We start from the raw sequence: 26,436 nt of genomic DNA, 5'->3' as shown, positions 1-26,436 counted from the left end.
CAATGCTTATACAAGGAGCGTCATTATGTACAAGATTAGAGTCGGTATCAGTGCCTGCCTGTTGGGACAAGAGGTGCGTTTCGACGGGGGCCACAAGCGCTCCAGCTTCTGCGAACGGGATCTTGGCGCTCACTTTGACTATCACCCCGTTTGTCCCGAGATGGCTATCGGTCTCGGGGCGCCCCGTGCCGCCATCCGGCTGGTCAAGCGTCACGGCGAGATCCGCGCCGAAGCGAGCAACGGCAGCTTCGATGTCACCGAAAAGCTGATTGCCTTCAGCGAGCAGAAAGCACGCCAGCTCGACTTTATCTCCGGCTACATCCTCTGTGCCAAATCCCCCAGCTGCGGCATGGAGCGGGTGAGAATTTATGGTGCCAACAACGAGGGGAGCGCCAAGGAGGGGATAGGCCTGTTTGCCAAGGCGCTGATGGAGGCCAACCCCCTGTTGCCGGTCGAAGAGGATGGCCGCCTGTGCGACCCCATCCTGCGCGAGAACTTCGTGCTGCGGGTCTTTGCCTACCACGACTGGCAGCAGCTCTGCGCCCGCGGCATCACCGCCTCTGCGCTGATCCGCTTCCACTCCCGCTACAAGTATCTGGTGCTCTCCCACGCCACCACCCACTACCGGGCGCTTGGCAAGCTGCTCGGCAATCTGGGCAAGTCCGCCAACCTGCAGCAGGTGGCCGACAACTACATCAAGGGGTTGATGGCTGCGCTGACCCTGCGGGCCAACCGCCGCAGCCATACCAATGTGCTGATGCACCTGCAGGGCTACTTCAAGCGGGTGTTGACCCCAGCCCAGAAGCAGGAGCTGGCCGATACCATCGACAAGTACCGCACCGGCATCTTCCCCTTGCTGGTGCCGCTCACCCTGATCCGCCACTACCTGCGCGAGTACCCCAATCCCTATCTCGCCGAGCAGGTTTATCTCAATCCGCACCCCGATACGCTCAAATTGCGTTACGGGCTCTGAATCCGTTCTGTTGCCCCGGCGCATGGCTTGCGCCGGAGCGCTTCACCCCTCTGTTTGATGGACGTTGTCATGTCTGATTTACCGCAAGAAGTTGCTCCTCTGGCTGATGAGGGGATCTACCCCATTCGCGAGGTCTCCCGCCTCACCGGCGTCAACGCCGTGACCCTGCGCGCCTGGCAGCGTCGCTACGGTCTGGTGCAGCCGGCCCGAACCGAAAAGGGCCACCGCCTCTACAGCGAGCAGGATATTCGCCAGATCGGCGAGATCCTGAGCTGGCTGGAGCGGGGGGTGAGCATCGGGCAGGTGAAGGGGCTCTTGAACGAACCCCACGCCCAGCCGGTGAGCGATCACTGGCAGCAGACCCTGGAGCAGTTCAGTCAGGCGCTGCTCGCCTTCAACCAGCGCAAGGCGGAAGCTGAGCTCAACGACCTGCTGGCGAGCTACCCGTTCGAGCTGGTGCGCAGCCGGGTACTGCAACCTCTGGTGGAGCGGCTGCTGGGGCTGTGGCGCGAGCGGCCTGATGGCGAGTTGCTGCAACAGGTGTGGCTGGGTTGGCTGCATACCCGCTTCGCCCGCCACCTGATCGAGCAGGAGAAGGGCGTGCCGATCACGCTGGCTAGCTGGGGACAGGTGGGCCCCCTCGATCTGGTCTGGGCCGCCTACGAGCTGATCGGTCAGGGCTATGAGGTGCAACTGCTGGGAGCGGTCGAACCTCGTCATGTCAGCCTGCTGGAAGGACGTGCCGTTACCCCCTGGCTGGTATTGCTGGGAGCCGGTCTTGGCAAACAGGAGCTGGCCACCGGGTGGCCCGCCGGTACGCGCCTGTTTGGCGAGCTGGGGCGCCTCTACGATGATGAGTGGCTTAAAGCCCACGGCTGGCAGGCGAGCCTTGCCGAGCTGATGGTGGACGCACCTGCTGTGGCTGGCGCCAGCGGACGGGGGAGGAAAAAATCATGAAGCTGGTCTGGTTGCGCAACGATCTGCGCCTTGCCGACAACCCGGCACTGAGGCATGCCTGCGCCGGTGATGAACCGGTAGCCGCGCTCTTTATCATCTCCCCCACCCAGTGGCAGCAGCACAAAATGGCCCCGATTCGTCAGCGCTTTATGTTGGCGCAGGTCGATGAATTGGGCCGCGAGCTGGCGGCCCTCGGCATCCCGCTCCATCTGCTGCGAGTGGAGATCTTTGCCGAGGTGCCCGCAGCGTTGGCAGATCTTTGCCGCGAGCTGGGGGTGACCCAGCTCTACGCCAATCAGGCTATCGAGATCGATGAGCAGCGCCGCGATCATGCCGTCAGCGCCGCGCTGGCAGAGCAGGCGGTGGGCTGCCACTGGCTCAACGGCTGTTGCGTATTGCCGCCGGGGCGGGTGCTAACCGGGTCGGGGGAGATGTTCAAGGTCTTCACCCCTTTCAGCCGAGCCTGGCTCAAGGCACTCGATGAGGAGGGGTTTGTCATTCATCGCGCTCCTGCGCCCCGTGGCGAGCCGCTGCCGTGGCCGCCGCTGGCCGAGCGGGCGTGGGTTGATGAGACGCTCGGCGAGCTGACGACTGATCCACGCTGGCCGGTGGGGGAGGCGGAAGCCCGGCGCCGTTTGAACGATTTTCTGGAGCAGGCGGTGCTCGACTATGGCGAGACCCGCGATTTTCCTGCCATCGCAGGCACGTCCGTGCTCTCCCCCTATCTGGCGGCGGGCATCATCAGCCCCCGTCAGTGCGTGGCGGCGCTCCAGCAGCGGCTCGGCTATCGGCCCCAGTCGAATGCCCAGCCCGGCTTTGTCTGGCTCAATGAGCTGGTCTGGCGCGAGTTCTATCGCCACCTGCTGGTACTGATCCCGACCCTCTCCATGAATCGCCCCTTCAAGCCCGAGACGGCGGCCTTGCCGTGGAGCTGGGACCCGGATGCCTTCGCTGCCTGGTGCGAGGGGCGCACCGGCTACCCCATTGTCGATGCGGCGATGCGCTGCCTCAACGCCACAGGCTGGATGCACAACCGGCTGCGGATGATCGTGGCGAGTTTTCTCACCAAGGATCTCCATATCCACTGGCGGCTCGGGGAGGATTACTTCATGAGTCGGTTGATCGACGGCGATCTGGCGGCCAACAACGGCGGCTGGCAGTGGGCGGCGGGTACCGGCGCCGATGCGGCGCCCTATTTTCGGGTCTTCAACCCCACCACTCAGGGGCAACGATTTGATCCACAAGGGGAGTTTATCCGTACCTGGGTAACTGAACTTGCCGATATTCCTGCCGCTTATGTGCATCAGCCCCACGACTGGCTGCGGCTCAAGGGGCGACAGGATTATCCGGCACCCATGGTGGATCACGCCGTTGCCCGGGTGAGAGCCATCGAGATGTTTCGCTCTCTGGAGAAATAGGATGAACGAGCCGCTGGCCCGCTTTATTGGCCTCTATCAGCAACTGGACAAACAGCAGTTGCACCGCTTGCCCGAGGTCTATGCCGAACAGGTGGTCTTTACCGATCCGGCCCACCGTATCGAGGGGGTGGCGGCCCTTGGCGACTATTTTGCCGCCCTCTATCAGCGCCTCGCCTACTGTCGCTTCGTCATTACCAGTCAGCAGCAACAGGGGCTGCAGGCCTGGCTCGGCTGGACCATGACCTTCTCTCACCCCAGATTGCGTGGTGGTGAGCCGGTGACGGTGGAGGGGGCCACCCGCCTCGAGTTCGACGAGGCGGGCAAGGTGTGCCAGCACCGGGACTATTTTGACCTGGGCGCCATGCTCTACGAGCAGTTGCCGCTGCTCGGGCCCGTGGTACGCGCCATCAAGATGAGGCTCGGTGCATGAGCGGCCGGGTGCTCATTACCGGGGCGACCTCCGGCATCGGTCGCCAGTTGGCGCTCGATTACCGGCGCTCAGGCTGGCAGGTGTGGGGTTGTGGCCGCGATGGTGAACGGCTGCAGGCGCTGGGGCTGTACGGCATCACGCCGCTGCAGTTCGATGCCCGGGATCTGGCCGTGATGAGCGGGGTGGCTGCTACGCTGCCATCCCTCGACCTGCTGATCCTCAACGCAGGCAACTGCGAGTACATGGATGTCGGCGAGGGGTTTGACAGCGAGCTGTTTGCCCGGGTGATTGAGATCAATCTGACCGCCACCGGCCATGCGCTGGCCGCCTTCTTGCCGCTGCTCGGGGCGGGAGCTCGGCTGGCCATCGTCAGCTCGTCGGTGAACTGGCTGCCGCTGCCGCGAGCCGAGGCCTATGGCGCCTCCAAGGCGGCCCTCGACTATCTGGCGGATACCTTGCGCCTCGATTTGGCCAGCAAAGGGATCGGGGTGACCCTGATCCGCCCCGGCTTTGTCCAGACGCCGCTCACCGCCAAAAATGATTTTCCCATGCCCTGTCTGGTGACGGTGGAGCAGGCCTCCCGCGCCATCATGGACGGGCTGACCGCCGGTCGTCACCAGATCCACTTTCCCCGCCGTTTCATCTGGTTGCTGCGCCTGCTTGGTGCGCTGCCGGTGGGGCTCTGGCTGCGCCTTGGCCGCGCACTCGTATCGAAAGGAAGCCATTCATGAAGAAAAAGATCGCCATCGTCGGTTCAGGGATCTCGGGGCTCACCGCCGGTTTTCTGCTCCACAAACTCCATGACATCACCCTGTTCGAGGCGGCGCCGACCTTGGGCGGTCACACCGCCACCGTCGATGTGAATCAGGCTGGCCGCAGCTATGCCATCGACACCGGTTTTATCGTCTTCAATGATCGCACCTACCCCAACTTCTTGAAGTTGCTGGCTCGGATCGGCATGGCGCGGCAACCGGCCGAGATGAGCTTCTCGGTAAAGAGCCCGGAGGGGCTGGAGTATAACGGCCACAATCTAGATACCCTGTTTGCCCAGCGCAGCAATCTGCTGAGTCCGCGCTTCTACGGTTTCGTCGCCGAGATTTTGCGGTTCAACCGGGAGGCACGAGCCTGGCTGGCAGATGGTCAACATCAGGATGCAGTCCCCGAGCTGACCTTGGGGGACTTTCTGCTGGCGGGGGAGTTTAGCGACTACTTCGCCCGCCACTACATCTTGCCGATGGGGGCGGCGATCTGGTCATCGACCCTGGCTGATATGCGCGCCTTCCCCCTTGGCTTCTTCCTGCGCTTTTTTGCCAACCACGGCCTGCTCGATGTGGCCAATCGCCCCCAGTGGTACGTGATCCCGGGCGGCTCGCGGGAATATATCGGCCCCCTTACCGCGGGTTGGCAATCGCAGATCCGCCTCGCCTGTCCGGTGCAGAGCGTGCGGCGGGACGCGGACAGCGTGGTGATCCTGAGCAGTTACGGCGAGGAGTGGTTTGACGAGGTGATCTTCGCCTGCCACAGCGATCAGGCGCTGGCGCTGCTGGCGGATCCCGGCGAGCGGGAGCAGGCCATCCTCGGCGACATGCCCTATCAGGCCAACGATGTCTGGCTCCATACCGATGCGCGCTGCCTGCCCACCCGTCGCAAGGCATGGGCCAGCTGGAACTATCAGCTCGATGGCAACGACGAGGCACGGCCGCTGGTGAGCTACAACATGAACATCCTGCAGGGGGTGAACTCGCCGGAGCCCTTCTGCGTCAGCCTCAATCCCAGGGGCAAGGTGGATGAGAGCAAGGTACTGCGCCGCTTCGTCTACCACCATCCGGTGTTCAATCAGGCCTCCATCGCTGCCCAGCAGCGGCGTGCGGAGATCTGTGGCCAACAGCACACCCACTTCTGCGGCGCCTACTGGTACAACGGCTTCCACGAGGATGGGGTACGCAGCGCGCTGGATGTCGCCAGACGGTTCGGGGCCGAGCTATGAACGGCGCCACTGTGGCCACCAAACATGAGCGTGCCGCCGAACTGGCCGGTGTTACCAGCGCCATCTGGCAGGGTTCGGTGCGCCACCGCCGTTTCGCGCCGCGGCCCCACTCCTTCTCCTACAGCCTCTTTATGCTGGGACTGGATCTCGACGAGTTGCCGCAGCTCGATCAGGGGCGCTGGTTCGGAGTGGAGCGCTCGGGGTTGCTCTCGTTTCACCGCTACGACTATCTCAAGGGGAGTGAGGGATGCCTCAAGCAGGCGGTGTGGCAGAAGGTGAGCGAGCTGGGTGGCAATGCCGAGCCCGAGGGGCGGGTACTGCTGCTCGGCAATGTGCGCTGTCTCGGGTTCTACTTCAGCCCGGTCAACTTCTACTTCTGCTACCGGCAGGGCGAGGCGCGCTATCTGCTGGCGGAGGTGTCGAACACCCCCTGGAATGAGCGTCACTACTACCTGCTGGATCTGGCGGCGCTGGCACCCCATGACAAGGATTTTCACGTATCCCCCTTTATGGGGCTGGCGATGCGTTATCACTGGCGGATCAGGCCGCCCGTGCGGGAGACACTGATCCACATCGAGAGTCATCCCGTATCCGGTGAAGCCAAGCTGTTTGACGCAACCCTGGCGCTCACTCGCGAACCGCTGTCGCGCAAGGGGCTTGTAGCCCTGCTGGCCCGCTGGCCCTGGATGACCATGAAGGTGCTGCTCGGGATCTACTGGCAGGCCCTGCGTCTATTTATCAAACGAACCCCGATTTTTACCCATCCGGAGAGCCGCTAATGGAACTTGCTCAATCAACCCTCTCTGCCTCTTTTATCGACAAGGGGGCAAGGCAACTGCTGCTCAATCTGCTGGGTCGCCTCGAACATGGCCAGCTGCTGCTGCGGGATGGCGGTGAGCGCCACAGCTTTGGCGTCGCTGGCACCGATCTGCATGCCGAACTGGTGGTGCAGGATCCGACCTTCTATAGTCGCCTGTTGCTGGGGGGCAGCATTGCCGCCGGAGAAACCTGGGTGGAGGGGCTCTGGACCAGCCCGGATCCGGTAGCGCTGGTGCGGCTGCTGGCCCGCAATCTGACCCTGCTCGATTCCCTCGAACGGCGCCTCGGCTGGCTCAGCTTCCCCTTCAACAAGGTGCGCCACTGGCTCAACCGCAATACCCTGACCGGTTCGCGCTCCAACATCGCCGCCCACTACGATCTCGGCAATACCCTCTATCAGGGCTTTCTCGACAGCCATATGCAGTACTCGAGCGCCATCTACCCGAGCGCCGAGGCCACTTTGGAAGAGGGTCAGCAAGCCAAGTTGCGCACCATCTGCGAGCGGCTGGAGCTGGGGCCTGACGATCATCTGCTGGAGATCGGCACCGGCTGGGGTGGCCTCGCCATCTATGCCGCCCACCACTATGGCTGCCGGGTGACCACCACGACTATCTCCCGGGCCCAGCATGACTATGCCAAGGAGTGGATTGCGCGGGAGGGGCTGGGGGATCGCATCACCTTGCTGCTGGAGGATTACCGCAAGCTGGAAGGCACCTATGACAAGCTGGTCTCCATCGAGATGATCGAGGCGGTGGGCCACGCTTTCCTGCCCGACTATTTCCGCCAGCTGTCGCGGCTGCTCAAGCCCGGTGGCCGCCTGCTCATTCAGGCCATTACCATCGCCGATCAGCGCCATGCCCAGTATCTGCGCGGTGTCGATTTTATCCAGCGCTACATCTTCCCCGGCGGCTGCCTGCCGAGCGTCTCCCAGATGGCGGGGTTGCTGGCGCGGGAGACCGACATGCAGCTGGTGCGGTTGCACGATCACGGCCATCACTATGCCCGCACCCTGGCTCACTGGTGCGAGCGCTTTCTGGCACTGGCACCCGAGCTGCCCAAGCTTGGTTACAGCCAGGATTTCATCCGGCTCTGGCACTTCTACTTTGCCTATTGCGAGGGGGGATTTTGGGAGCGGACCATCAGTCTGGTGCAGTTGGAGGCCGCCAAGCCGGGGCCGGCTGGCTGGTCAGGTGATTTGCCAGTAAGCGGTCACTGACCATGTGGCAGTGGGCTCACCTGCTGGGGTTCAACCTCTACTGGTTGCTGGCGGTGAAGTGGCAGCAGCCGGGCCCGCTGCTGGCAATGTTGCTGCTGTACTTTCTCTTCTCGCCCAGCCGCTGGCGTTACTGGCGGCAGTTCCCCATCGCGGTGGCCGGCTGTCTGCTGGATGCCCTGCTCTGGCAGCTCGGCTTGTTCCACTTTCCCGCCGGTTTTCCCCTCTGGCTTGTACTGCTCTGGCTCGGTTTTGCCCTCACACTATCCCATGGCTTGCACTGGCTGCTGCGCTTGCCTCGCTGGCAGCAGGCTCTGTTTGGCATGGTTGGCGGCACCTCCTCCTATGTGGCGGGAGCCGCCATGGGGGCAGTACACTTACCCTGGGGCATCGGGATCAGTGCGGCGCTGCTGGCAGTGATCTGGATGTGGTGGTTACCCGTACTCCTGTGGGTAATGGTCAAGCTGGAGGGTGAGTCATGATGAACTCCTTTTCGACCGACACGCTGCTTTTTTCCAAGTGGACCAAAGAGAGCCAGCACGAGCTGACGGATCGCTTCTATCTGGTGGTTGCCTGCCAGCGGAATGCGCAGGGACAGCTGGTGCAGGTAGTGATGCAGGATATCAATACCCTGCAGGAACAGGAGATGGACTGGCATGAACTCGAAGACCCCAATCACTGGCATATGGGGTGGAATTAGCCTCCACCTTGCCGCCCTTAGCCTGCTCGTTGCGACCACCAGCGATGCGGCAACACTCCCCTGGCAGAAGCTGCGTCCGGTCGGGCAGGGGCAGATGCAGTGGCTCTGGTTCAAGCTCTACGACGCCACCCTGTTGAGCGAGAGTGGTCGCTACCAGCCGGGCCACTATCCACAAGCGCTTACCCTCACCTATGCCAGAGCCATCGAGCGGGACGATCTGCTCGGCGCCACTTCATCCGAGTGGCAGCGCCTCGGAGTGGGGAGCGATACCGAGCGCAAGCAGTGGCTGGAGCAACTTGCCGCAATCTGGCCGGATGTAGCTGCAGGCGATCGGCTCACCTTCTATGTCGATGAGGCGGGGCATGGCCACTTCTGGTGGCAAGACAAACGCCTTGGTTCCCTCGACGATCCCCGATTTTCGGCCGCCTTTCTCGCAATCTGGCTGGCTGACAACAGTCTGGATCCTGCACTGACCCGCCGTCTGCGCGGCCAATCCTGATAGTGGAGTCTGCCATGCTGTGTATCCCGTTGTTGTTACGGCCACTGCTACTTGGGCTGCGGCTATTTGTATTGTGCCTTGCCCTGCTGCTCAGTGGTTGCGGTGCCAGTCTCGACAGTTATCGGGGGCAGGGGCCGAACTGGGATCTCGCCCGTTTCTTCAATGGCAAGCTGGTGGCCCACGGTCTGGTGACCGACCGCAGCGGCGAAGTGACCAGCCGCTTTCGGGTCGAGATGGTGGGTCGTTGGAAGGATGGTAAGGGAGAGCTGTTCGAGCAGTTCTACTTTGATGATGGTCGCCAGCAGACTCGCACCTGGTATCTGAGCAAGGGGGCAGATGGCCACTGGCGTGGGACAGCATCGGATGTGGTTGGGGAGGCCGTGGGTAAAACGCAAGGGTTTGCCCTCAACTGGTGCTATCAACTCGATCTGGCGCTGCCGGACGGTGAGGTGGTGCGGGTGAGCTTCGATGACTGGATGTATCTGCTGGATGAGGATCGCCTGATCAATCGCGCCGCCATCAGCAAGTTCGGCATCCATCTGGGCGAGGTGATCCTCTATATCGAGCGAACATCCTGACCGGTGTGCTCTGTGTGAAAGCCAATAAAAAAAGCGCGCCGATGGCGCGCTTTTGTCTATCGCAAGGCAGGCAGATCAGATGATCCGGTTCTCCTCCAGCATCTTGCGACGGGCCTCTTCCTTGGCCATCTTCTTCTTGCGATTGTCGCAAGGTTCGGGGCAGTCGCACTCCTTCTCGATGCCGACGCTACCCAGGCCGCCACAGGAGCCCGAGATGGTCTTCTTCTGGAAGATGTAGCCAATGGCCATGGCCACAATCACCAGCATGAATACCCCGAAGGTGATCAGAAAAATCTGCATCTCTACCTCTTACTTCTTGACCAGATAAGGCTTGAAGGCCTCGGAGTAGGCCTCTTCATAGCCCTTGTCGGTCTTGGTGATGACAAAGATCGCAAGACCTCGCTCGTTGGCATAGGCCAGGCTCTTCTCGGTACCCATCACCATGAACACGGTCGCCAGCCCGTCTGCGGTCATGCAGGAGGGGTGGATCACGGTCACCGACACCAGACGATGCTGGATCGGTTTGCCGGTGCGCGGGTCTATGGTGTGGGAGAAGCGCTGGCCATCCAGCTCATAGTAGTTGCGGTAATCGCCGGAGGTGGCAACGCCATTGTCACCCGGGACAATAACCTCCTGCACCGAGCCGGCATTGGCAGTCGGCTTCTCGATGGCGACGCGCCAGGGATGACCCTTGCCGTTGACACCATTGATCCGCAGCTCGCCGCCGATCTCCACCAGATAGTTGCGCGCACCCAGGGATTCCAGATACTCGGCCACCTTGTCGACACCAAAGCCCTTGGCGATGGCGGAGAGGTCGACGTAGAGATCGGGAATATCCTTTTGCAGGGTATCGGCATCCACCGAGGTGATGACGTGCAGGTTGCCAAGACCGGTCTTCTGACGGGTCTGGGTGATCAGCTCGTCGGACGGTACCTTGGTCGGTCGCTTGTCCGGGCCAAAGCCCCACAGATTGACCAAGGGGCCGACGGTGACGTCCAGCGCCCCCTGGCTCTCACGGCCAATGTGAATGGCCTCTGTGACTACCCGCGCGGTATCCCGCGAAACCACCACCGGCGTGGAGCCGCGGTGCTGGTTGAAGCGCGACAGCTCGGAATCGGGACGATAGGTGGACATCTGATCGTTGACCCGCTCCAGCAAGACATCGACCTCGGCCTGAAGTTTGGCCGGATCGGTGATGACGCTGTCCGCCACCTTGATGGAGTAGTAAGTGCCCATGGTGCTACCGGTGATGTGGATCTCCGGTTTGGATTGGACCGTTTCCTGACCGCACCCAGTCAAGAAAAAGGCTAGCCCGAAGGCTAGCCAGGTCTTTACAACACTGTGCATGGATTAACCACCAAAGTCATCCAACAGGATATTTTCGTCTTCAACGCCCAGATCTTTGAGCATGTTGATGACGGCTGCGTTCATCACGGGAGGACCACACATGTAGAACTCGCAATCTTCCGGCGCTTCGTGGTTCTTGAGATAGTTCTCGTAGAGCACGTTGTGGATGAAGCCGGTGTAGCCGTCCCAGTTGTCTTCCGGTTGCGGATCGGACAGGGCGACGTTCCAGGTGAAGTTCTCGTTCTCGGCGGCGAGCATGTCGAAGTCTTCGACATAGAACATTTCGCGCTTGGAACGGGCACCGTACCAGAAGCTCATCTTGCGCTTGGACTTCAGGCGACGTAGCTGGTCGAAGATGTGGGAGCGCATCGGCGCCATACCCGCACCACCACCGATGAATACCATTTCGGCATCGGTATCCTTGGCGAAGAACTCGCCGAACGGACCGGAGATGGTCACCTTGTCACCCGCTTTCAGGTTGAAGATGTAGGAGGACATCTGCCCCGGAGGGGCAGTCCAGTTGCTGGGCGGCGGCGTAGCGATACGCACGTTCAGCATGATGATGCCGAACTCTTCCGGATAGTTGGCCATGGAGTAGGCACGGATGATCGGCTCATCGACCTTGGACTCCAGCTCAAAAATCTTGAAGCGATCCCAGTCACCACGATACTCCTCGGGAATATCGAAGTTCTTGTAGTAGACGTGGTGGGCCGGCGCTTCGATCTGGATATAACCACCGGCGCGGAACGGTACGCTCTCGCCATCGGGGATCTGCAGCTTGAGCTCCTTGATGAAGGTGGCCTTGTTATCGTTGGAGATAACAGTACATTCCCACTTCTTCACCCCGAAGATCTCTTCCGGCAGTTCGATGTCCATGTCGCCACGAACGGTGACCTGACAGGCCAGACGCTCGCCGTGACGGGCTTCGCCCTTGCTGATGTGATCCAGTTCGGTCGGCAGGATGTCGCCGCCGCCAGACTTCACCCGCACCTTGCACTGACCGCAGGAGCCACCGCCGCCACAGGCGGAGGAGACGAAGATACCGTTGCCGGCCAGAACGCCGAGCAGCTTGCCACCGGCCGGGCTGGTCACAGCCTTGGCCGGGTCACCGTTGATGCTGATTGTCACGTCGCCCGCGGTCACCAGCTTGGACTTGGCGAACAGAATGACTGCCACCAGTGCCAGCAGGATCACGGTAAACATGACCACACCCAAAATAATTTCCATCTATCGTTCCTTTCTGATTGCAGGAAAGCCGATTACAGGGAGATACCAGAGAAGGACATAAAGCCCAGCGCCATCAGGCCGGCAGTGATGAAGGTGATGCCCAGACCACGCAGGCCTTCCGGAACATCGGAGTACTTCATCTTCTCGCGGATACCTGCCAGCGCAACGATCGCCAGCATCCAGCCTGCACCTGAACCCACGCCGTAGACCACAGACTCCATGAAGTTGTAGTCACGCTGCACCATGAAGGAGACGCCACCGAAGATGGCGCAGTTCACGGTGATGAGCGGCAGGAAGATACCCAGGGCGTTGTAGAGAGCCGGGAAGTACTTGTCCAGCGCCATCTCCAGGATCTGCACCAGCGCCGCGATCACCCCGATGAAGGTGATGAAGCTCAGGAAGCTCAGATCCAGATCAGGGGAGAGGGCACCTGCCTTCAGCACGTAGTTGTAGATCAGGTTGTTGACCGGTACGGCGATGGTTTGCACCACGATAACGGCAATACCAAGACCCATGGAGGTCTTGACCTTCTTGGACACTGCCAGGAAGGTACACATCCCCAGGAAGAAGGAGAGTGCCAGGTTTTCGATGAAGATCGATTTAATCAACAGACTCAGATAGTGTTCCATACCTTAATCCTTCGCCTCCACCTGCTTGGGATCCTTGGTGCGAACGCCCCAGATGATCAGACCAATGATGAAGAATGCACTCGGCGGCAGCAGCAGCAGACCGTTGGGTACATACCAGCCACCGTTGTTCACCAGCGGCAGCAGCTCGATGCCGAACCAGGTGCCGGAGCCCAGCAGTTCACGCACGGTAGCGACGCTCAGCAGAATGGCGCCATAGCCCAGACCGTTGCCGATACCATCCAGGAAGGAGGGGAGCGGCGCGCTCTTCATGGCGTAGGCTTCGGCACGACCCATCACGATACAGTTGGTGATGATGAGGCCGACGAAGACCGACAGCTGCTTGGAGATGTCATAGGCATAGGCCTTGAGCACCTGGTCAACCACGATAACCAGCGAAGCGATGATGGCCATCTGGGCAATGATCCGCACGCTGTTCGGGATCTGGTTGCGGATCAGAGAGATGAACAGGTTTGAGAAGGCGGTGACCGCCATAACCGCGAGGGTCATTACAAACGCTGTCTTCATCTGGCTGGTAACCGCGAGTGCAGAACAGACACCCAGCACCTGCAAGGCGATGGGGTTGTTGCCCAGCACAGGGGTCAACAGCAACTTTTTCATTTCGCTCTTGTCAGCCATTGTTGATTTCTCCTGCACGAACCTTGGCCAGGAAAGGACCGAAGCCCTTGGGACCCATCCAGAAGTCGAAGGTATGCTGTACGCCGTTACCGGTCAGAGTGGCACCGGAGAGACCGTCGATCTCGTGCTCGGAGCCCGCCGGGGCGTGACCCTTGATGACGCGCAGCGCCGGCATGCCATCCTGATCGAACAGCTTCTTGCCGACAAACAGCTCGCGCCAGGCCGGATTCTCGATTTCACCGCCCAGACCCGGGGTTTCACCGTGGTCGTAGTAGGTGATGCCCTTGATGGTCTGGCCATCAGCGGCAACCGCGACGAAGGCATACATGGTCGACCACAGACCCTGACCGTAGATGGGCAGGATGATGTTGTCGATCTTGCCTTCGGCATCCTTGGCGAAGAACACCGGAACCAGCTTGGAGATCTGACGCAGACCAGCCTTGTCGTCGGCAGCAGCCAGACGGATGTTTTGCGCCGGATCTTTGGCCGCCTGCTTGGTATCGAAGTTGTCGGCATCGCCGTCAACAAAGTTACCGGTGGCGAGATCTACCAGACGGGCTTCGATCTTGTCGCCATACAGCTTGGCCAGATCGCGCTTGGCCACATCGCTGATGTCTACGCCGGCTACGGAGAGAATGTTGCTCTGCTTGTCCAGCGCCTTGTTCTCCTCTTGGGTAGAACGCAGGCCAACGGCAGCAACGGATACCACGATGGAACAGGCCAGGCAGAGGCCGGTTACCACGCTGATGGTGCCGAAGGTTGAGTCTTTATTAAACGCCACGAGCAATCCTCCGCTTGATGTTTGCCTGAGCGACGAAGTGGTCAAACAGGGGAGCAAACAGGTTTGCAAACAGAATGGCCAGCATCATGCCTTCCGGGAACGCCGGGTTGACTACGCGAACCAGCACGACCATTACGCCGATCAGGGCGCCGTACCACCACTTGCCCTTGTTGGTAAAGGCGGCGGAGACGGGGTCGGTTGCCATGAAGGCCATACCGAAGGCAAAGCCACCCAGCACCAGATGCCAGTGCCACGGCATGTTGAACATGGGGTTGGTATCGGAACCGATGACGTTGAACAGCAGGGAGGTGGCGATCATACCGATCATCACGCCAGCGATGATGCGCCAGGAGGCGATGCGCATGTAGACGATCATGGCTGCGCCCAGCAGGATCATCAGGGTAGAGACTTCACCGATGGAACCCGGCAGGTTCCCCAGGAAAGCGTCCATCCAGCTGATAGCCTGACCGGTTGCACCGTTGATCAGTGCCATCTGGCCGCCTTGTGCCCACTGGCTCAGCGCGGTTGCGCCGGAGTAGCCATCGACGGCAACCCATACGGCGTCACCGGAGATCTGGCCCGGGTAGGCGAAGAACAGGAAGGCACGACCGGCCAGAGCAGGGTTCAGGAAGTTTTTGCCGGTACCACCGAACACTTCCTTGGCCATCACCACACCGAAGGTGATACCCAGAGCAGCTTGCCACAGGGGCAGCTCGGGCGGCACGATCAGGGCAAACAGGATGGAGGTCACGAAGAAGCCTTCGTTGATCTCGTGCTTGCGTACCATGGCGAACAGCACTTCCCAGAAGCCACCGACCAGGAAGGCGGTCAGGTAGATGGGGAAGAAGTGGGCGGCGCCGATCATCATCTTGCTGCCAATACCGGCAACAGCGGGATCGAGGGAGGCACCCAGCATGGTAGCCAGGGCATATTGCCAGCTGCTGGCACCAGCAGACGAGCCCATGTGGGCAATGGCGGCAATGGCCTGGTTACCAACGTTGTACATGCCCCAGAACATGGCCGGGAACACGGCCAGCCACACCATGATCATCATGCGCTTCAGATCGAGCGCATCACGAACGTGGGAGGCGTTGCGGGTTACGGAACCCGGGGTATAGAACAGGGTGTACGCCGCTTCGAACAGGGCGTAGTACTTCTCGTACTTTCCACCCGGTTCGAAGTGGTGTTCCATTTTTTCAAGAAGTTGCTTGAAACTCATCGCTTAACCTTCCAGTTCAATCTTGGTCAGGCACTCACGCAAGATGGGGCCGTACTCGGTCTTGCCGGGGCAGACGAAAGTACAGAGGGCCAAATCTTCCTCATCCAGCTCCAGACAACCCAGTGCCTGAGCACCGTCGGTATCACCGGAGATCATGTCCCGCAGCAGCAGGGTCGGCAGGATGTCGAGTGGCATCACCCGCTCATAGTTGCCGATAGGCACCATGGCACGGTCACTACCGTTGGTAGTGGTGGTGAAGTTGATCAGCTTGCCCTTCATCAGATGAGAAAGGGTGGTGCGGGTGATGGAGAACTTGTTGGCGCTGGGGTTGATCCAGCCCAGGAACTCTTTCTCGCGACCTTCGCCCAGTACGCAAACCTGATTGTGGTAGCGACCCAGATAGTCGTGAACACCGTCAGCCTTGGCACCGCTCAGCAGAGAACCGGAGATGACGCGGTTTTCGTCAGCGCGCAGCTCGTTGTTGGTGAGCTGGCTGATGCAGGCACCCATGCGGGTACGCAGCAGACGCGGCTTGAGCACGTTCGGGCCTGCCAGAGCGATCACCTTGTCAGTGAAGATCTGGCCGGTGGTGAACAGCTTGCCGAATGCGATCACGTCCTGATAGTTGATGTGCCACTGCACCTTGGTGCTGCTGACCGGATCCAGGAAGTGGATGTGGGTACCTGGCAGACCGGCAGGATGCGGGCCAACAAAGATCTCTTCCTTGACCTTGGCCAGAGGAGAGTGAGGCAGACTGCCTTCGCCCTTGCAGACATAGACGGTGCCGTCGGTCAGACGAGTCAGCACGGCCAGACCGTCGAGGAACGCCTGAGACTGCTCCTTGATGATCAGCTCTGCGTTGGCGGCCAGCGGGTTGGTGTCCATGGCGGTCACAAAGATGGCGCGCGGGGCAGTGCCTACCGCGGGAACTTTGCTGAAGGGACGAGTGCGCAGCGCGGTCCATTGGCCGGATGCAAGCAGGATCTCCTGTACTTTGCTGCGCTCGAGCTTGGCCAGCTCGGCAGAGGCAAAGTGCTCGAAGGTAACCTGTTCATCGGAGCCGTCCAGGTCGATGACCACGGACTGGAGAACACGTTTGGCACCACGGTTGATCTCTGAGACCACACCGGTGGCGGGAGCTGTGAATTTAACGCCCGGATTCTTCTTGTCTTCGAAGAGCTCCTGACCTTTGATGACGCGATCACCTACTTTGACGAACATAGTAGGTCGCATCCCCACGAACTCCTCGCCCAGTGTAGCAACACGGGTGATGGCGGGGCCATCGTAGATTACTTGCTCTGGCGCACCCAGCACGGGGATGTCCAGTCCTCTTTTGATTGTAATCATACTTAATTGCACTACCGTTACGGGAAGAGAGGTTGGTTAGCGCCGAGAAATACATCACGACGGGTGGTTGAATGAATCGGCATTGCAGCCGTGCCAGGCGGGCTGACACAACGATTATTAAACATGCGAGGTCATTCAAAAGCGCCTGAGTTTACCACTCAAGGTGCATTTTTTTCCATGCCAAATGGGCAAAATCCCCGTGGCATCACAAAATTAACCTGCAATGAATAATCGCCAAACCCCTTGTAACTCGTGGTTTTAAAGGTTTTTTATTTACGCTTTGTCGAGGAAACCGGAGGGGGAGACCTGGATGGATCAGCCTTGAACATCGTCCGGGAAAATTGCATTTCCAACCCGTCAAAAAGGCTGGGAATGCACAGGATTTGTTTAATTTATGGCTATTTGCCGATGTTCAGGTTATCGGGAGGTCAATTCCGTCAGGAGATCGACGGTTTGCCCACACAGCTCGGGGTGCGCGGGGCATTGCCTTTCTCTTGCCACTCGCTACCGGTGTAGGTGTGCAGCGCCAGCGCATGAACGGGCCCTGCCAGCTCGTCGGCCAGAATGGCGTTGACCTGGCGATGGCGGGCAAGCAGGCGCTGTCCGGCAAACTGCTCACTGACGATGATGACCTTGAAGTGGCTCTCCGAGCCAGGTTCAACCCGATGCATGTGGCTTTCGTTGATCACTTCCAGCAGGCTGGGGGAGAGAGCTGCGGTCAGCTTGGCTTCGAGCAGTTGTTGCATGGTCATCTGTGTTGTTTCCGAAACGTGAATGTCGGGCCATTCTATCGGCAGTTGCGGGGCTGAATAACCCCCCTTGCGAAGGAAATCATCCATCAGCAGAGCGCTCTGACGCGCATGCAACTGGTGAAATTCCTGCTCCTCGCTAGAATAGCGCCACTTTGCGTCGTCCCAGGCGCCTGTTATCCGAATCAAGCCGAGGTTGGACCCATCCTATGCAAACCCTTCTCGAGACGCCCCATTGCCAGCTCACGCTCTACCGTTATCCGCGCTTGAGCCAGGAGACCCTGCAAGCATGGGATGCGGCAGACGAGTATCTGATCAACACGCTGGCGGAGGCGCCGCTCGAGCAGGCTGGCCCCGTTATCATCATGAATGACAGCTTCGGAGCGCTGACTGCTTTTCTGTATGGCCATGCTCCCTGCTGCGTGACCGACTCCTACATCAGCGAGCGCGGGATCCTGGCCAATCTGGCCGAGAACGGACTGGATGCTGGCGGGATCACCATGCAGGATGCGCTGGCGCCGCTGCCGGTTGCCCCCTCGCTGGTGGTAATCAAGGTCTCCAAATATCAGGCGCTGCTGGAGCAGCAACTGCTGGCGCTGCGGGAGGTGGTGACACCGGCGACCCGTGTCATCGCAGCCGGCAAGGCGAAGGATATTCATACCTCGACCCTCAAGCTGTTCGAAAAGTATCTGGGGCCGACTCGTACCTCGCTGGCCTGGAAAAAAGCGCGTCTTATCCACTGCGAGCCGCAGGCTGACCTGCCGGCGCTGGCCAACCCCTTTCCGACCGTTTGGCCGCTGGAGGGCACCGACATGCTCATCCACAACCATGCCAACGTCTTCTCGCGCACCAGTCTCGATATCGGTGCCCGCTTTATGCTGGACAATTTGCCCATCCACAGCGCTCGTCAGGTGATCGATCTCGGTTGCGGCAACGGCGTGCTGGGACTCTCGCTGCTGGCGCGGGATCCCGAGGTGGAGGTGACCTTTATCGATGAGTCCTACATGGCGGTTGCCTCGGCTCGGCTCAATGTGGAACAGAATCTGGCCGATGCGCTGCCGCGCGCCCGCTTTATGGTCAACAACTGTCTCGACGGTGTCGCGGCTGGTTCGGCGGATCGGATCCTCTGCAATCCTCCCTTCCATCAGTTGCAGGCAATCACCGATCATATCGCCTGGCAGATGTTCAGCGATGCGCACCGGGTGTTGCCTCAAGGGGGTGAACTCTGGATAGTAGGCAACCGTCATCTGGACTATCACAACAAACTCAAGCGCTTGTTTGCCAACGCACAAGTCGTTGCGTCGAACAGCAAATTCGTTATTTTGAAAGCCATCAAACGCTAAAGCCAAAGGAAACCATGATGAAAAAGTCACTCTTGCTGCTGGCCGCCCTGATGCTGGGCGGGTGTGCCACTCATTGGCCGGAGACGGCGCTGCTCAATCCGCAGGTGATCCCCGCCAACCAGCAATACTACTCTGGCAATCGCATCACCATGGAAGGGGTAGACAAGCGTGAGGCTGCCTACGTCTTCTCCATCAAACATAAAGAGAAAGCGCCCGTGCTGGTCAACAGCGAGCGTCCGCTCAACCTGCTGATGGCCGAGCGGCTGGCCGAAGGTCTGCGCAGCCAGGGTCTGGAAGTGGGCAACAGTGGCACCACCAACCTGACGCTGGTGATCTCCAACGCCGCAGTCAATGTGGAAGAGAAGACCTTTACCTATGTCACCAAGTCCCGCGTCAGCCTGCAGGTGATCGCCGATTTTCAGGGCAACCGTCTGACCAAGCAGTTCAACATGTCCTCCAGCAAGGAGAGCCCGAGCGAGCCAAGCATGGCCGACCTGGAGTCTACACTGAACCTGCAACTGGGTAGCGTGCTGCAGCAGATCATGGCGGATGATGCGCTGCGTGGTTACCTGAAAGGTCAACCGAACGGTGCAGGGGTCTGATGATGAAAAAACTCTGGTTGCTGGCCATGCTGATCGCCCCGCTGGCGTTCGCAGGCCCGAAAGTCAGAATGGAGACCAACCACGGCAATATCGTGGTGGAGCTGGCGTCCAAGCAGGCACCGCAGACGGTGAAGAACTTCCTGCGCTATGTGGCTGATGGCAGCTACGATAGCAGCATCTTCCACCGGGTGATCCAGGATTTCGTGGTGCAGGGCGGCGGGTACAACCAGCAGTTCCAGCAGCTGCCGACCTATGAACCGGTAGTCAACGAATCCCGTGGCGGCCTGCCCAACAAGCGCGGCACCATCGCCATGGCCCGTACCCAGGCGGTCGATAGCGCCACGCGTCAGTTCTATTTCAATCTGGTCGACAACAACAACCTCAACGCCGATGGCGGTGCCGGTTACACGGTATTTGGTCAGGTGGTGCAGGGGATGGAAGTGCTCGACAAGCTGGCGCAGGTACAAACTGGCTACAGCCCCATTCTGCGTGCCAACGATGTGCCGACCAGTCCCATCATCCTGAAGAAGGTGGTGTTGCTGGCTGAACCCCCGGTAGAGAAGAAAGCCAAGAAGTAGGTGCCAGTTTTCCCTGCCGTGCTCTCTTTGGCTGGTTTGGTAACTGTTTTAAAGGCTCATCCCGTTCAGGGTGAGCCTTTTGTTCATCTATCCCCCTGCCTTGGCTATCGCGCTCCAACCTGCCAAAATGGCGCACTTTTCCCAGATTCGTCAGGTAGTTCAACATGATCCGCAAACCGAGCTGGCGAGAGTCCCTCGCCGTTTATCTCGAACCCAGAGTGCTGATCCTTTTTGCCATGGGCTTCTCATCGGGTCTGCCCCTGTTGCTGGTCTTTGGCACCCTCTCTTACTGGCTGCGGGAAGCGGATGTCAGCCTGACCGATATCGGTTACATGAGCTGGGTGGCACTGGCCTATGGCTTCAAGTGGCTGTGGTCGCCACTGGTGGATCGCATGCCGCTGCCACTGCTCTCTACCCTGCTGGGGCGTCGCCGCAGCTGGATGCTCTTCTCCCAGCTGCTGATCGCCGGGGCGCTGGTCGGTATGGCGTTTTGTGATCCCAAGAGTGGTTTGACCCAGCTGGCGTTGTTCGCCCTGCTGGTGGCGTTTGCTTCAGCGACGCAGGATATCGTGATCGACGCCTATCGCATCGAGTCGGCACCGGAGCGGCTGCAGGCGGCGATGGCGGCCTCCTACATGACCGGTTACCGGTTGGCTATGATCATCGCCGGTGCCGGCGCACTGGCTCTGGCGGCCTGGTTTGGCAGCAACAGCGGGTATGACTATCACGGCTGGCAGGTGACCTATCTGCTGATGGCTGCGCTGATGTCCCTTGGGGTGATTACCACCCTCTTGTGTCACGAACCGGAGATCGATCTGGCGGGACAGAGCCAGCAGCAGAGGGAGCGCAAGGCGCTGTTACTGGCCCGTGGCTGGCCTGCACCGCTGGCCAGTGCCGGTGCCTGGGGTTATGAGGCGGTCTGGAGCCCCTTTGCCGACTTCTTCCGTCGCTATGGTCACTCGGCAATGCTGATCCTGGCGCTTATCGCCTGTTATCGGGTTGCCGATGTGGTGATGGGGGTGATGTCCAACAGCTTCTATGTGGACATGCAGTTCAGCAAGACAGAAGTGGCCACCATAACCAAGGTGTTCGGGGTGATCATGACGCTGGTGGGGGCAGCCGTGGGTGGCGTGCTGGTGATGCGGTTTGGCACCTTGCGCATTTTGTTTCTTGGCGCGCTGCTCACTGCCAGTACCAACCTGCTGTTCGCGCTGCTCCATCAGGTGGGCCACAATCTGGAGCTGCTGACGCTGATAATTTCCCTCGACAACCTCAGCGCCGGTATCGCGACCGCTGCCTTTGTCACCTATCTCTCGAGCCTTACCAATGTCGCCTTTTCGGCGACCCAGTACGCCCTGTTCAGCTCCGTAATGTTGTTGTTGCCCAAACTGCTGGCCGGTTTTTCCGGACAAATTGTGGAGCAGATTGGCTACAGTGCCTTCTTTGTCGGAACCAGTTTATTGGGCTTGCCTGTGTTGTTGTTGATTGTGCTGGTAGCCAGAAAGGGGAGTGCGTTGCTCTCAGCGGCTGACAAATAGCAAGCGTTTGCGTAGAATCGGGGGTGATTAGATTCACACTTCCGGATAAAGTTCCCGAGAAGTTGTTTCTCCCCCTATTTTATTTGATTAGAATTCCTTTCGCTCCTTGTGGGCAGGCTACGGAAAACCTCAACTAACGCACAAGAGACCAATAAAATGGCCAAATTTACCAAGACTCTGATCGCTGCCGGCCTGATGGCTGCTGCTGCCACTCCGGCCTTCGCTGCTGACTACAGCGGTGACATCCACAAGAACGACTTCAAGTGGATGCAGTTCAACGTAATGCACACCATCGACCAGCGTCCGTTCACTGCTGGCCAGAAAGATTACAACGACACCTATCTGGAAATGGAGTTCGGTGGTCGTTCCGGCATGTTTGATCTGTATGGTTATGTCGATATTTTCGACATCCTCGACAACAAGCATAGCGACAAGCATGGCGGCCAGAACCTGTTCATGAAGTTTGCTCCGCGTCTGTCTCTGGATGCCCTGACTGGCAAAGACCTCTCCTTTGGTCCTGTGCAAGAGCTCTACATTGCCAACCTGAACAACATCGCTGACGGTCAGATGGAAAACCAGATCGGTCTGGGCGCTGATGTCATGGTTCCTTGGTTCGGCAAGGTTGGCATGAACCTGTACGCTCGTTACTCCAACGAGAACCAGTTCTTCAGACAAGAAGAGAACTCCTGGAACGGTTATCAGTTCTCCATGAACTGGTTCAAACCTTTCTACACCTTCGGTAACGGCAGCTTCGTATCCTACCAAGGTTACCTGGACTATCAGTTCGATCTGGATACCTATAACCGTGCCGATCGTACCACTGACAACCTGGCTACCTTCCACGGTATCTACTGGCACTCTGACCGCTTCGCTGTCGGTTACGGCCTGAAGTACTTCATGGATGCCTATGGCAACAAAGATGGCTCCACTGCATTCGACGGTACTCCGTGGAAGAGCTCTGGCTTCAGCCACTACTTCGACGTTACCTACAAGTTCTAATCAAACTTGAGGAACAAAAAAACCGGAGCCTTGGCTCCGGTTTTTTATTTTCGCGCTTATTGCGTGACATGCTCGGTAGCGGCGCCACGCAACAGCATTATTTAGTCGCGGAAATTCTGGAACTGCATCGGCTGGCCCAGCTCGGCGCCACGCACCATCGCCATCACCTCTTGCAGGTCGTCACGCTTCTTGCCGGTGACGCGCACTTCATCACCCTGGATGGCAGCCTGCACCTTGATCTTGGAATCTTTGATCAGTTTGACCAGCTTCTTGGCCACTTCCTTGTCGATCCCCTGCTTGAACTTGACGGTCAGGTGGAAACGCTTGCCGGAGTGAACGGAATCGCCCACGTCCATCGAGCTGTTTTCGATATTGCGCTTGAGCAGGGCGCCACGCAGGATTTCAACCATCTGCTTGAGCTGGAAATCGGCATCTGCCTCCAGCTTGACCTCTTCCTTGTTCAACTCGAAGCTGGCTTCTACCCCACGAAAATCGAAACGGGTGGCCAGTTCACGATTGGCGTTGTCGACGGCGTTCAACACCTCGTTCATTTTGACTTCAGAGACAATATCGAATGACGGCATAGCCGGGCTCCTCATGTTGCGTTATCGGGGGCCAAATCTACCAGAAATAAGGCAAATTTGCTGATTTTGATGGGGCTGCTCTGCTAGAATCCTGTGCGCACAGGATGGGTGGACCCGATAGTGTCCGCCAGCGACAGCTTCACTTATCCCCGGTAACAGGTTGAGAGGATTGCAACCCTTACCCTGACAGAGTCACACCATGCCAAGCGGATTAAAGAATTCCCGACAGCCTGCCACCACTCAATGGTCCATATTGGGTTGCGGTGCTCTCGGCGGCGTTTTTGCCTCCCTGTTGACCCAAAGCGGTCAGTCAACCCGAGTGTTGTTGCGCGAGCATCATCAATCCACCCTGCATCCGGGGTTTGATTTCACCTCGCTGGAAGGGCACGTTCAGCTGCTCAATATCGAGCGTGGTTTCGCCAGCAAACCGGGCAAGATCAAGCGTCTGCTGGTGATGACCAAAGCCAGTCAGGTGGTGGCCGCCCTGGCGCCGCTGGTTGGCAAGCTGGATGCCGGAGTGCCCATCATATTGCTGCACAACGGCATGGGGATTGCCGAGCAGGTTGTTGCCATGTTCCCCCACAATCCGGTTATTGCCGGTGTGACCAGCCATGGTGCCATGCAGCTGGGCCATTTCGTGTTTCGCCACACCGGCAAGGGCGAAACCTGGCTCGGGCCGGTCAATGAGGCCGCCAGGGCACATGCCGCTCTGGCTGACGAACTGGCACTGGCGCTCGGTCAGGCCGGTTGGGATGAGCAGATTTTGCAGCGTCAGTGGCAAAAGCTGGCCATCAACTGCGCCATCAACCCGCTGACTGCGTTGCACAAGCTGAAAAATGGCGAGCTGGCAGGCCCCCGTTTTGCCGATGCACTGCAGCAGGTTTGCGTCGAGGTGGCCGATGTGATGAGCGCACAAGGCATTGCGACGACCGCTGAAGAGTTGCTGCGCCGGGTGATGACAGTGGTCGAGCTGACAGCCGACAACTACTCCTCCATGTGTCAGGATATGGAGCTGGGTCGAGAGACCGAGATTGAAGCGATCACCGGATTCCTCCTGGCCAAAGCGGCCGAGCATGGCATCGCGGTCCCAGTCAATCAGGGACTCTATCAGGCGGTCAAAGAGAAGAGTCAGACAGCCTGACTCTGACGAGGTCAACAGCAAGGAGGCAAAGATGAGCGTACTGGTTCTGGTGGCGCCCGGGTCGGAAGAGATCGAGACGGTGGCGATTGTCGATACCCTGGTGCGTGCTCAGATTGAGGTGGTGTTGGCCTCCTGTTGCCCGCTTGGCGAGCGCCAGATCAAGGCATCGCGCGGGGTCCAGCTGGTGGCCGACTGCCATATCGATGAGCTGGCTCATCGTGATTTCGAGGCTATCGTGGTGCCGGGTGGCCTGCCTGGCAGCGAAGTGATCCGCGATACCCCGCTTGCTATCGAGCTGCTCAGAGCGCAGGCAAGCGCGGGTCGCTGGCGAGCTGCCATCTGCGCGGCTCCTGCCGTCGTGCTGCACCACCATGGCTTGCTGGATGAGGCTTGCGTGACCTGTCACCCCGCTTTTCAGGCTCGGTTACCGGCAACGCAGCTCTCTACTGCCTGGGTCGTGAGGGATGAGGTGCATCGCCTGATCACCAGTCAGGGGCCGGGAAGCGCCATCGAGTTTGCCCTCGAACTGGTGCGGGTGCTGCGTAGTGATGAGCTGGCTGCGGCGGTTGCAGCGCCCATGGTGTTGCCTTAGCCAAGGGTTATCTGCTTCATGAGCCTTTAGCTGCGCTCTCATCTTGTCTGACAACGGGCCCCTGCCATATCGGCAGGGGCCCGTTCTTCTATGCACGAACGATACCCCGGGTCAGTAGTCGTACTCTTTGCACTGTTTCTCTTTGAACTCGGTGCGCCAGCGGGAGAGCTCTTCCTGCGTGCCCAGCTTGTCCCCCTTCTTGATGGCTTGTTCCAGTGCCGCGATGCGATCGTAGAGCCAACGGCACTCGGCGGTCGGATTGTTTTTGCCGATCCCGGCGAGTGGCAGCAGACAGAGTCCCAACCAGAGGTATTTCATTGCCAACACTCCTTGTTGCAGTGATTGATGAGGTCTCTTTGGAGTCTAACAGGAACGCAGCCATTGATTGAGATAGAGCTCCTCCCGGGCTTGCAGTAATATGATGTGATGTCTGTTTATTTATACAGTGGTATGCGCAAAATCATCCATATCGACATGGACTGCTTTTTTGCTGCGGTGGAGATGCGGGATAACCCCGCATTGCGGGAAGTACCGCTGGCGATAGGGGGGGCGTCCGAGCGGCGTGGCGTCATTTCGACCTGCAATTATGTTGCCCGTCGCTTTGGTGTGCGCTCGGCCATGCCCACCGCGCTGGCGAAAAAGCTCTGTCCGCCGCTGGTGCTGTTGCCGGGAAGGATGGCGCTCTACAAGGATATTTCCCGTCAGTTAAGAGCCATTTTTCATCGCTATACCGATCAGGTGGAGCCCTTGTCGCTGGATGAGGCTTATCTCGATGTCACTCACAGTCGTTGCTGCTGCGGTAGTGCCACCCTGATGGCCAGGGAGATCCGGCATGCCATCGTCACCGAACTGGGGCTGACCGCGTCGGCTGGGGTCGCGCCAAACAAGTTTCTGGCCAAGCTCGCCTCGGAGCAGCGCAAACCGGATGGTCTGTTCATTATCCGCCCTGACGAGGTGGAGGCGTTTACCTGCCTGCTTCCTCTTGGCAAGTTGCCCGGCGTCGGGCGCAAGACGGCAGAAAGGCTGGAGGCGCAAGGTCTGTTCACTTGTGAAGATGCCCGCGCTCTGGCGCCTGAAGAGTTGCAAAGCCGGTTTGGCAAGCTGGGAGAGATGTTGACGAGCCGCATCTGGGGTCTGGATGAAGAGCCGGTACAGGCACTGCGGGTTCGCAAGACGGTGGGCGTGGAAACCACATTGGCAAGCGATCTCTGTGATGAATTGGCCTGCACGGAGGTGCTAAATCGACTGTTACCCGAGCTGGAGCGCCGCTTTCAGCAGGTCTGCCCGGCAGAACAGCTTATGGGGCAGGGGATCAAGCTCAAATTTGCCGATTTTCACCAGACAACAGTTTATCGCAGCCAGGGAGGATATCAGGCCGAGTTGTTCATACCCTTATTGAAAGAGGGGTTGCTGCGGGCGCAAGGGCGTCCGGTACGTCTACTGGGGTTGGTGGTGGGTTTGCCGAAAGAGGGAGAAGTTAACCAACTATCGCTGGATTTGCTCTGAGATAGTTAAGTTTTTGTTTATAAAGTCGATAAACTATCCATATC

Annotated in this window: 31 protein-coding genes; 20 read left to right on the top strand and 11 right to left on the bottom strand. The window is 59.3% G+C overall.

All coding sequences use genetic code 11. From position 1 onward, the window contains the following. Positions 1-25 precede the first annotated feature (25 nt). The 12 genes from BS300_RS09265 to BS300_RS09210 all read left to right on the top strand — a co-directional run bounded on the left by BS300_RS09265 (position 26) and on the right by BS300_RS09210 (position 9,574). Positions 26-973, top strand: coding sequence for a DUF523 and DUF1722 domain-containing protein (locus tag BS300_RS09265; RefSeq protein WP_071912307.1), 948 nt, complete (start codon positions 26-28; stop codon positions 971-973). A 69-nt stretch (positions 974-1,042) separates the two neighbouring features. Further along, positions 1,043-1,930 carry a MerR family transcriptional regulator gene (locus BS300_RS09260; RefSeq protein ID WP_071912305.1) on the top strand — a complete coding sequence of 296 codons (888 nt, stop codon included), beginning with the start codon at positions 1,043-1,045 and terminating at the stop codon, positions 1,928-1,930. Then, positions 1,927-3,348: a deoxyribodipyrimidine photo-lyase gene (gene phrB / locus BS300_RS09255; RefSeq protein ID WP_071912303.1), complete on the top strand. Its 1,422-nt coding sequence runs from the start codon at positions 1,927-1,929 to the stop codon at positions 3,346-3,348. The genes BS300_RS09260 and phrB overlap by 4 nt, the downstream gene beginning before the upstream one ends. Before the next feature lies 1 nt (position 3,349). Beyond that, entirely contained in the window at positions 3,350-3,778 is a 429-nt protein-coding gene (locus tag BS300_RS09250; RefSeq protein WP_071912301.1) for a nuclear transport factor 2 family protein, read from the top strand. Beyond that, complete coding sequence (locus BS300_RS09245) at positions 3,775-4,509, top strand: SDR family NAD(P)-dependent oxidoreductase (protein WP_071912299.1); 735 nt, start codon at positions 3,775-3,777, stop codon at positions 4,507-4,509. Before BS300_RS09250 ends, BS300_RS09245 begins: the two co-directional genes overlap by 4 nt. Next, the gene (locus BS300_RS09240) at positions 4,506-5,765 is read left to right on the top strand and encodes an FAD-dependent oxidoreductase (RefSeq protein WP_071912297.1); all 1,260 of its coding nucleotides are present in this window, start codon (positions 4,506-4,508) and stop codon (positions 5,763-5,765) included. Before BS300_RS09245 ends, BS300_RS09240 begins: the two co-directional genes overlap by 4 nt. Then, on the top strand, positions 5,762-6,544 hold the full coding sequence (locus tag BS300_RS09235) for a DUF1365 domain-containing protein (RefSeq protein WP_071912296.1): 783 nt from the start codon (positions 5,762-5,764) through the stop codon (positions 6,542-6,544). Before BS300_RS09240 ends, BS300_RS09235 begins: the two co-directional genes overlap by 4 nt. Beyond that, entirely contained in the window at positions 6,544-7,800 is a 1,257-nt protein-coding gene (locus BS300_RS09230) for a cyclopropane-fatty-acyl-phospholipid synthase family protein (protein ID WP_071912294.1), read from the top strand. The genes BS300_RS09235 and BS300_RS09230 overlap by 1 nt, the downstream gene beginning before the upstream one ends. A 2-nt stretch (positions 7,801-7,802) precedes the next feature. Continuing rightward, positions 7,803-8,279: a DUF2878 domain-containing protein gene (locus BS300_RS09225; protein WP_071912292.1), complete on the top strand. Its 477-nt coding sequence runs from the start codon at positions 7,803-7,805 to the stop codon at positions 8,277-8,279. Beyond that, a complete protein-coding gene (locus tag BS300_RS09220; RefSeq protein ID WP_033114239.1) occupies positions 8,279-8,497 on the top strand; it encodes a TIGR02450 family Trp-rich protein in 219 nt (72 codons plus the stop codon). The genes BS300_RS09225 and BS300_RS09220 overlap by 1 nt, the downstream gene beginning before the upstream one ends. Beyond that, on the top strand, positions 8,454-8,996 hold the full coding sequence (locus BS300_RS09215; protein ID WP_071912290.1) for a chalcone isomerase family protein: 543 nt from the start codon (positions 8,454-8,456) through the stop codon (positions 8,994-8,996). Before BS300_RS09220 ends, BS300_RS09215 begins: the two co-directional genes overlap by 44 nt. A gap of 14 nt (positions 8,997-9,010) precedes the next feature. Continuing rightward, the gene (locus BS300_RS09210) at positions 9,011-9,574 is read left to right on the top strand and encodes a DUF3833 domain-containing protein (RefSeq protein ID WP_071912288.1); all 564 of its coding nucleotides are present in this window, start codon (positions 9,011-9,013) and stop codon (positions 9,572-9,574) included. A 75-nt stretch (positions 9,575-9,649) separates the two neighbouring features. Here the strand turns inward: BS300_RS09210 and nqrM are convergent, their stop codons facing one another. The 9 genes from nqrM to BS300_RS09165 all read right to left on the bottom strand — a co-directional run bounded on the left by nqrM (position 9,650) and on the right by BS300_RS09165 (position 17,512). After that, the gene (gene nqrM / locus BS300_RS09205; protein ID WP_042030788.1) at positions 9,650-9,874 is read right to left on the bottom strand and encodes a (Na+)-NQR maturation NqrM; all 225 of its coding nucleotides are present in this window, start codon (positions 9,872-9,874) and stop codon (positions 9,650-9,652) included. 9 nt (positions 9,875-9,883) lie between these two features. Next, positions 9,884-10,921 (bottom strand): FAD:protein FMN transferase, encoded by a 1,038-nt coding sequence (locus BS300_RS09200; protein ID WP_041208042.1) that lies wholly within the window; start codon positions 10,919-10,921, stop codon positions 9,884-9,886. Between the two features lie 3 nt (positions 10,922-10,924). Further along, a complete protein-coding gene (nqrF, locus tag BS300_RS09195; protein ID WP_033114210.1) occupies positions 10,925-12,148 on the bottom strand; it encodes an NADH:ubiquinone reductase (Na(+)-transporting) subunit F in 1,224 nt (407 codons plus the stop codon). 32 nt (positions 12,149-12,180) lie between these two features. Continuing rightward, positions 12,181-12,777: an NADH:ubiquinone reductase (Na(+)-transporting) subunit E gene (nqrE, locus tag BS300_RS09190; protein WP_041208043.1), complete on the bottom strand. Its 597-nt coding sequence runs from the start codon at positions 12,775-12,777 to the stop codon at positions 12,181-12,183. Between the two features lie 3 nt (positions 12,778-12,780). Continuing rightward, on the bottom strand, positions 12,781-13,413 hold the full coding sequence (locus BS300_RS09185) for an NADH:ubiquinone reductase (Na(+)-transporting) subunit D (RefSeq protein WP_033114212.1): 633 nt from the start codon (positions 13,411-13,413) through the stop codon (positions 12,781-12,783). Beyond that, positions 13,406-14,194 (bottom strand): Na(+)-translocating NADH-quinone reductase subunit C, encoded by a 789-nt coding sequence (locus BS300_RS09180; protein WP_041208044.1) that lies wholly within the window; start codon positions 14,192-14,194, stop codon positions 13,406-13,408. Before BS300_RS09180 ends, BS300_RS09185 begins: the two co-directional genes overlap by 8 nt. Then, a complete protein-coding gene (locus BS300_RS09175) occupies positions 14,184-15,413 on the bottom strand; it encodes an NADH:ubiquinone reductase (Na(+)-transporting) subunit B (RefSeq protein ID WP_071912286.1) in 1,230 nt (409 codons plus the stop codon). Before BS300_RS09175 ends, BS300_RS09180 begins: the two co-directional genes overlap by 11 nt. 3 nt (positions 15,414-15,416) lie before the next feature. After that, a complete protein-coding gene (locus BS300_RS09170) occupies positions 15,417-16,760 on the bottom strand; it encodes a Na(+)-translocating NADH-quinone reductase subunit A (RefSeq protein ID WP_041208046.1) in 1,344 nt (447 codons plus the stop codon). 437 nt (positions 16,761-17,197) lie between these two features. Next, positions 17,198-17,512: a BolA/IbaG family iron-sulfur metabolism protein gene (locus BS300_RS09165; RefSeq protein ID WP_071912284.1), complete on the bottom strand. Its 315-nt coding sequence runs from the start codon at positions 17,510-17,512 to the stop codon at positions 17,198-17,200. 206 nt (positions 17,513-17,718) lie between these two features. Here BS300_RS09165 and BS300_RS09160 point away from each other — a divergent pair, with 206 nt between their 5' ends. The 5 genes from BS300_RS09160 (at position 17,719) to BS300_RS09140 (ending at position 22,569) form a co-directional block, all read left to right on the top strand. Next, a complete protein-coding gene (locus tag BS300_RS09160) occupies positions 17,719-18,852 on the top strand; it encodes a methyltransferase (protein ID WP_071912282.1) in 1,134 nt (377 codons plus the stop codon). 17 nt (positions 18,853-18,869) lie between these two features. Next, positions 18,870-19,454, top strand: a complete 585-nt coding sequence (locus tag BS300_RS09155; protein ID WP_005349692.1) for a YajG family lipoprotein — start codon at positions 18,870-18,872, stop codon at positions 19,452-19,454. Between the two features lie 2 nt (positions 19,455-19,456). Further along, on the top strand, positions 19,457-20,032 hold the full coding sequence (locus BS300_RS09150; protein WP_071912280.1) for a peptidylprolyl isomerase: 576 nt from the start codon (positions 19,457-19,459) through the stop codon (positions 20,030-20,032). Positions 20,033-20,196: 164 nt separating this feature from the next. Beyond that, positions 20,197-21,570 carry an AmpG family muropeptide MFS transporter gene (locus BS300_RS09145; RefSeq protein ID WP_071912278.1) on the top strand — a complete coding sequence of 458 codons (1,374 nt, stop codon included), beginning with the start codon at positions 20,197-20,199 and terminating at the stop codon, positions 21,568-21,570. A 156-nt stretch (positions 21,571-21,726) separates the two neighbouring features. Further along, positions 21,727-22,569 carry an outer membrane protein OmpK gene (locus BS300_RS09140; RefSeq protein WP_043849302.1) on the top strand — a complete coding sequence of 281 codons (843 nt, stop codon included), beginning with the start codon at positions 21,727-21,729 and terminating at the stop codon, positions 22,567-22,569. A 101-nt stretch (positions 22,570-22,670) separates the two neighbouring features. Here BS300_RS09140 and BS300_RS09135 read toward each other — a convergent pair whose 3' ends face one another. Then, entirely contained in the window at positions 22,671-23,153 is a 483-nt protein-coding gene (locus BS300_RS09135; RefSeq protein WP_033114222.1) for a YajQ family cyclic di-GMP-binding protein, read from the bottom strand. 199 nt (positions 23,154-23,352) lie between these two features. Between BS300_RS09135 and BS300_RS09130 the strand changes: the two genes are divergently transcribed. Both BS300_RS09130 and BS300_RS09125 read left to right on the top strand, forming a co-directional pair. Next, a complete protein-coding gene (locus tag BS300_RS09130) occupies positions 23,353-24,294 on the top strand; it encodes a 2-dehydropantoate 2-reductase (protein ID WP_071912276.1) in 942 nt (313 codons plus the stop codon). A gap of 31 nt (positions 24,295-24,325) precedes the next feature. Next, on the top strand, positions 24,326-24,886 hold the full coding sequence (locus BS300_RS09125) for a DJ-1 family glyoxalase III (RefSeq protein ID WP_071912274.1): 561 nt from the start codon (positions 24,326-24,328) through the stop codon (positions 24,884-24,886). A 111-nt stretch (positions 24,887-24,997) separates the two neighbouring features. Here the strand turns inward: BS300_RS09125 and BS300_RS09120 are convergent, their stop codons facing one another. Continuing rightward, complete coding sequence (locus tag BS300_RS09120) at positions 24,998-25,204, bottom strand: hypothetical protein (RefSeq protein ID WP_043849305.1); 207 nt, start codon at positions 25,202-25,204, stop codon at positions 24,998-25,000. A 132-nt stretch (positions 25,205-25,336) separates the two neighbouring features. Here BS300_RS09120 and dinB point away from each other — a divergent pair, with 132 nt between their 5' ends. After that, positions 25,337-26,392 (top strand): DNA polymerase IV, encoded by a 1,056-nt coding sequence (gene dinB / locus BS300_RS09115; RefSeq protein WP_071912446.1) that lies wholly within the window; start codon positions 25,337-25,339, stop codon positions 26,390-26,392. The last annotated feature ends 44 nt before the right edge of the window (positions 26,393-26,436 follow it).

The sequence above is a fragment of the Aeromonas sp. SCS5 genome (assembly GCF_001887375.1).
In the GTDB taxonomy this organism is placed as follows: domain Bacteria; phylum Pseudomonadota; class Gammaproteobacteria; order Enterobacterales; family Aeromonadaceae; genus Aeromonas; species Aeromonas jandaei.
The sequence above is the reverse complement of the archived record's forward strand: the minus strand, read 5'-3'. Positions and strand labels throughout refer to the sequence as shown.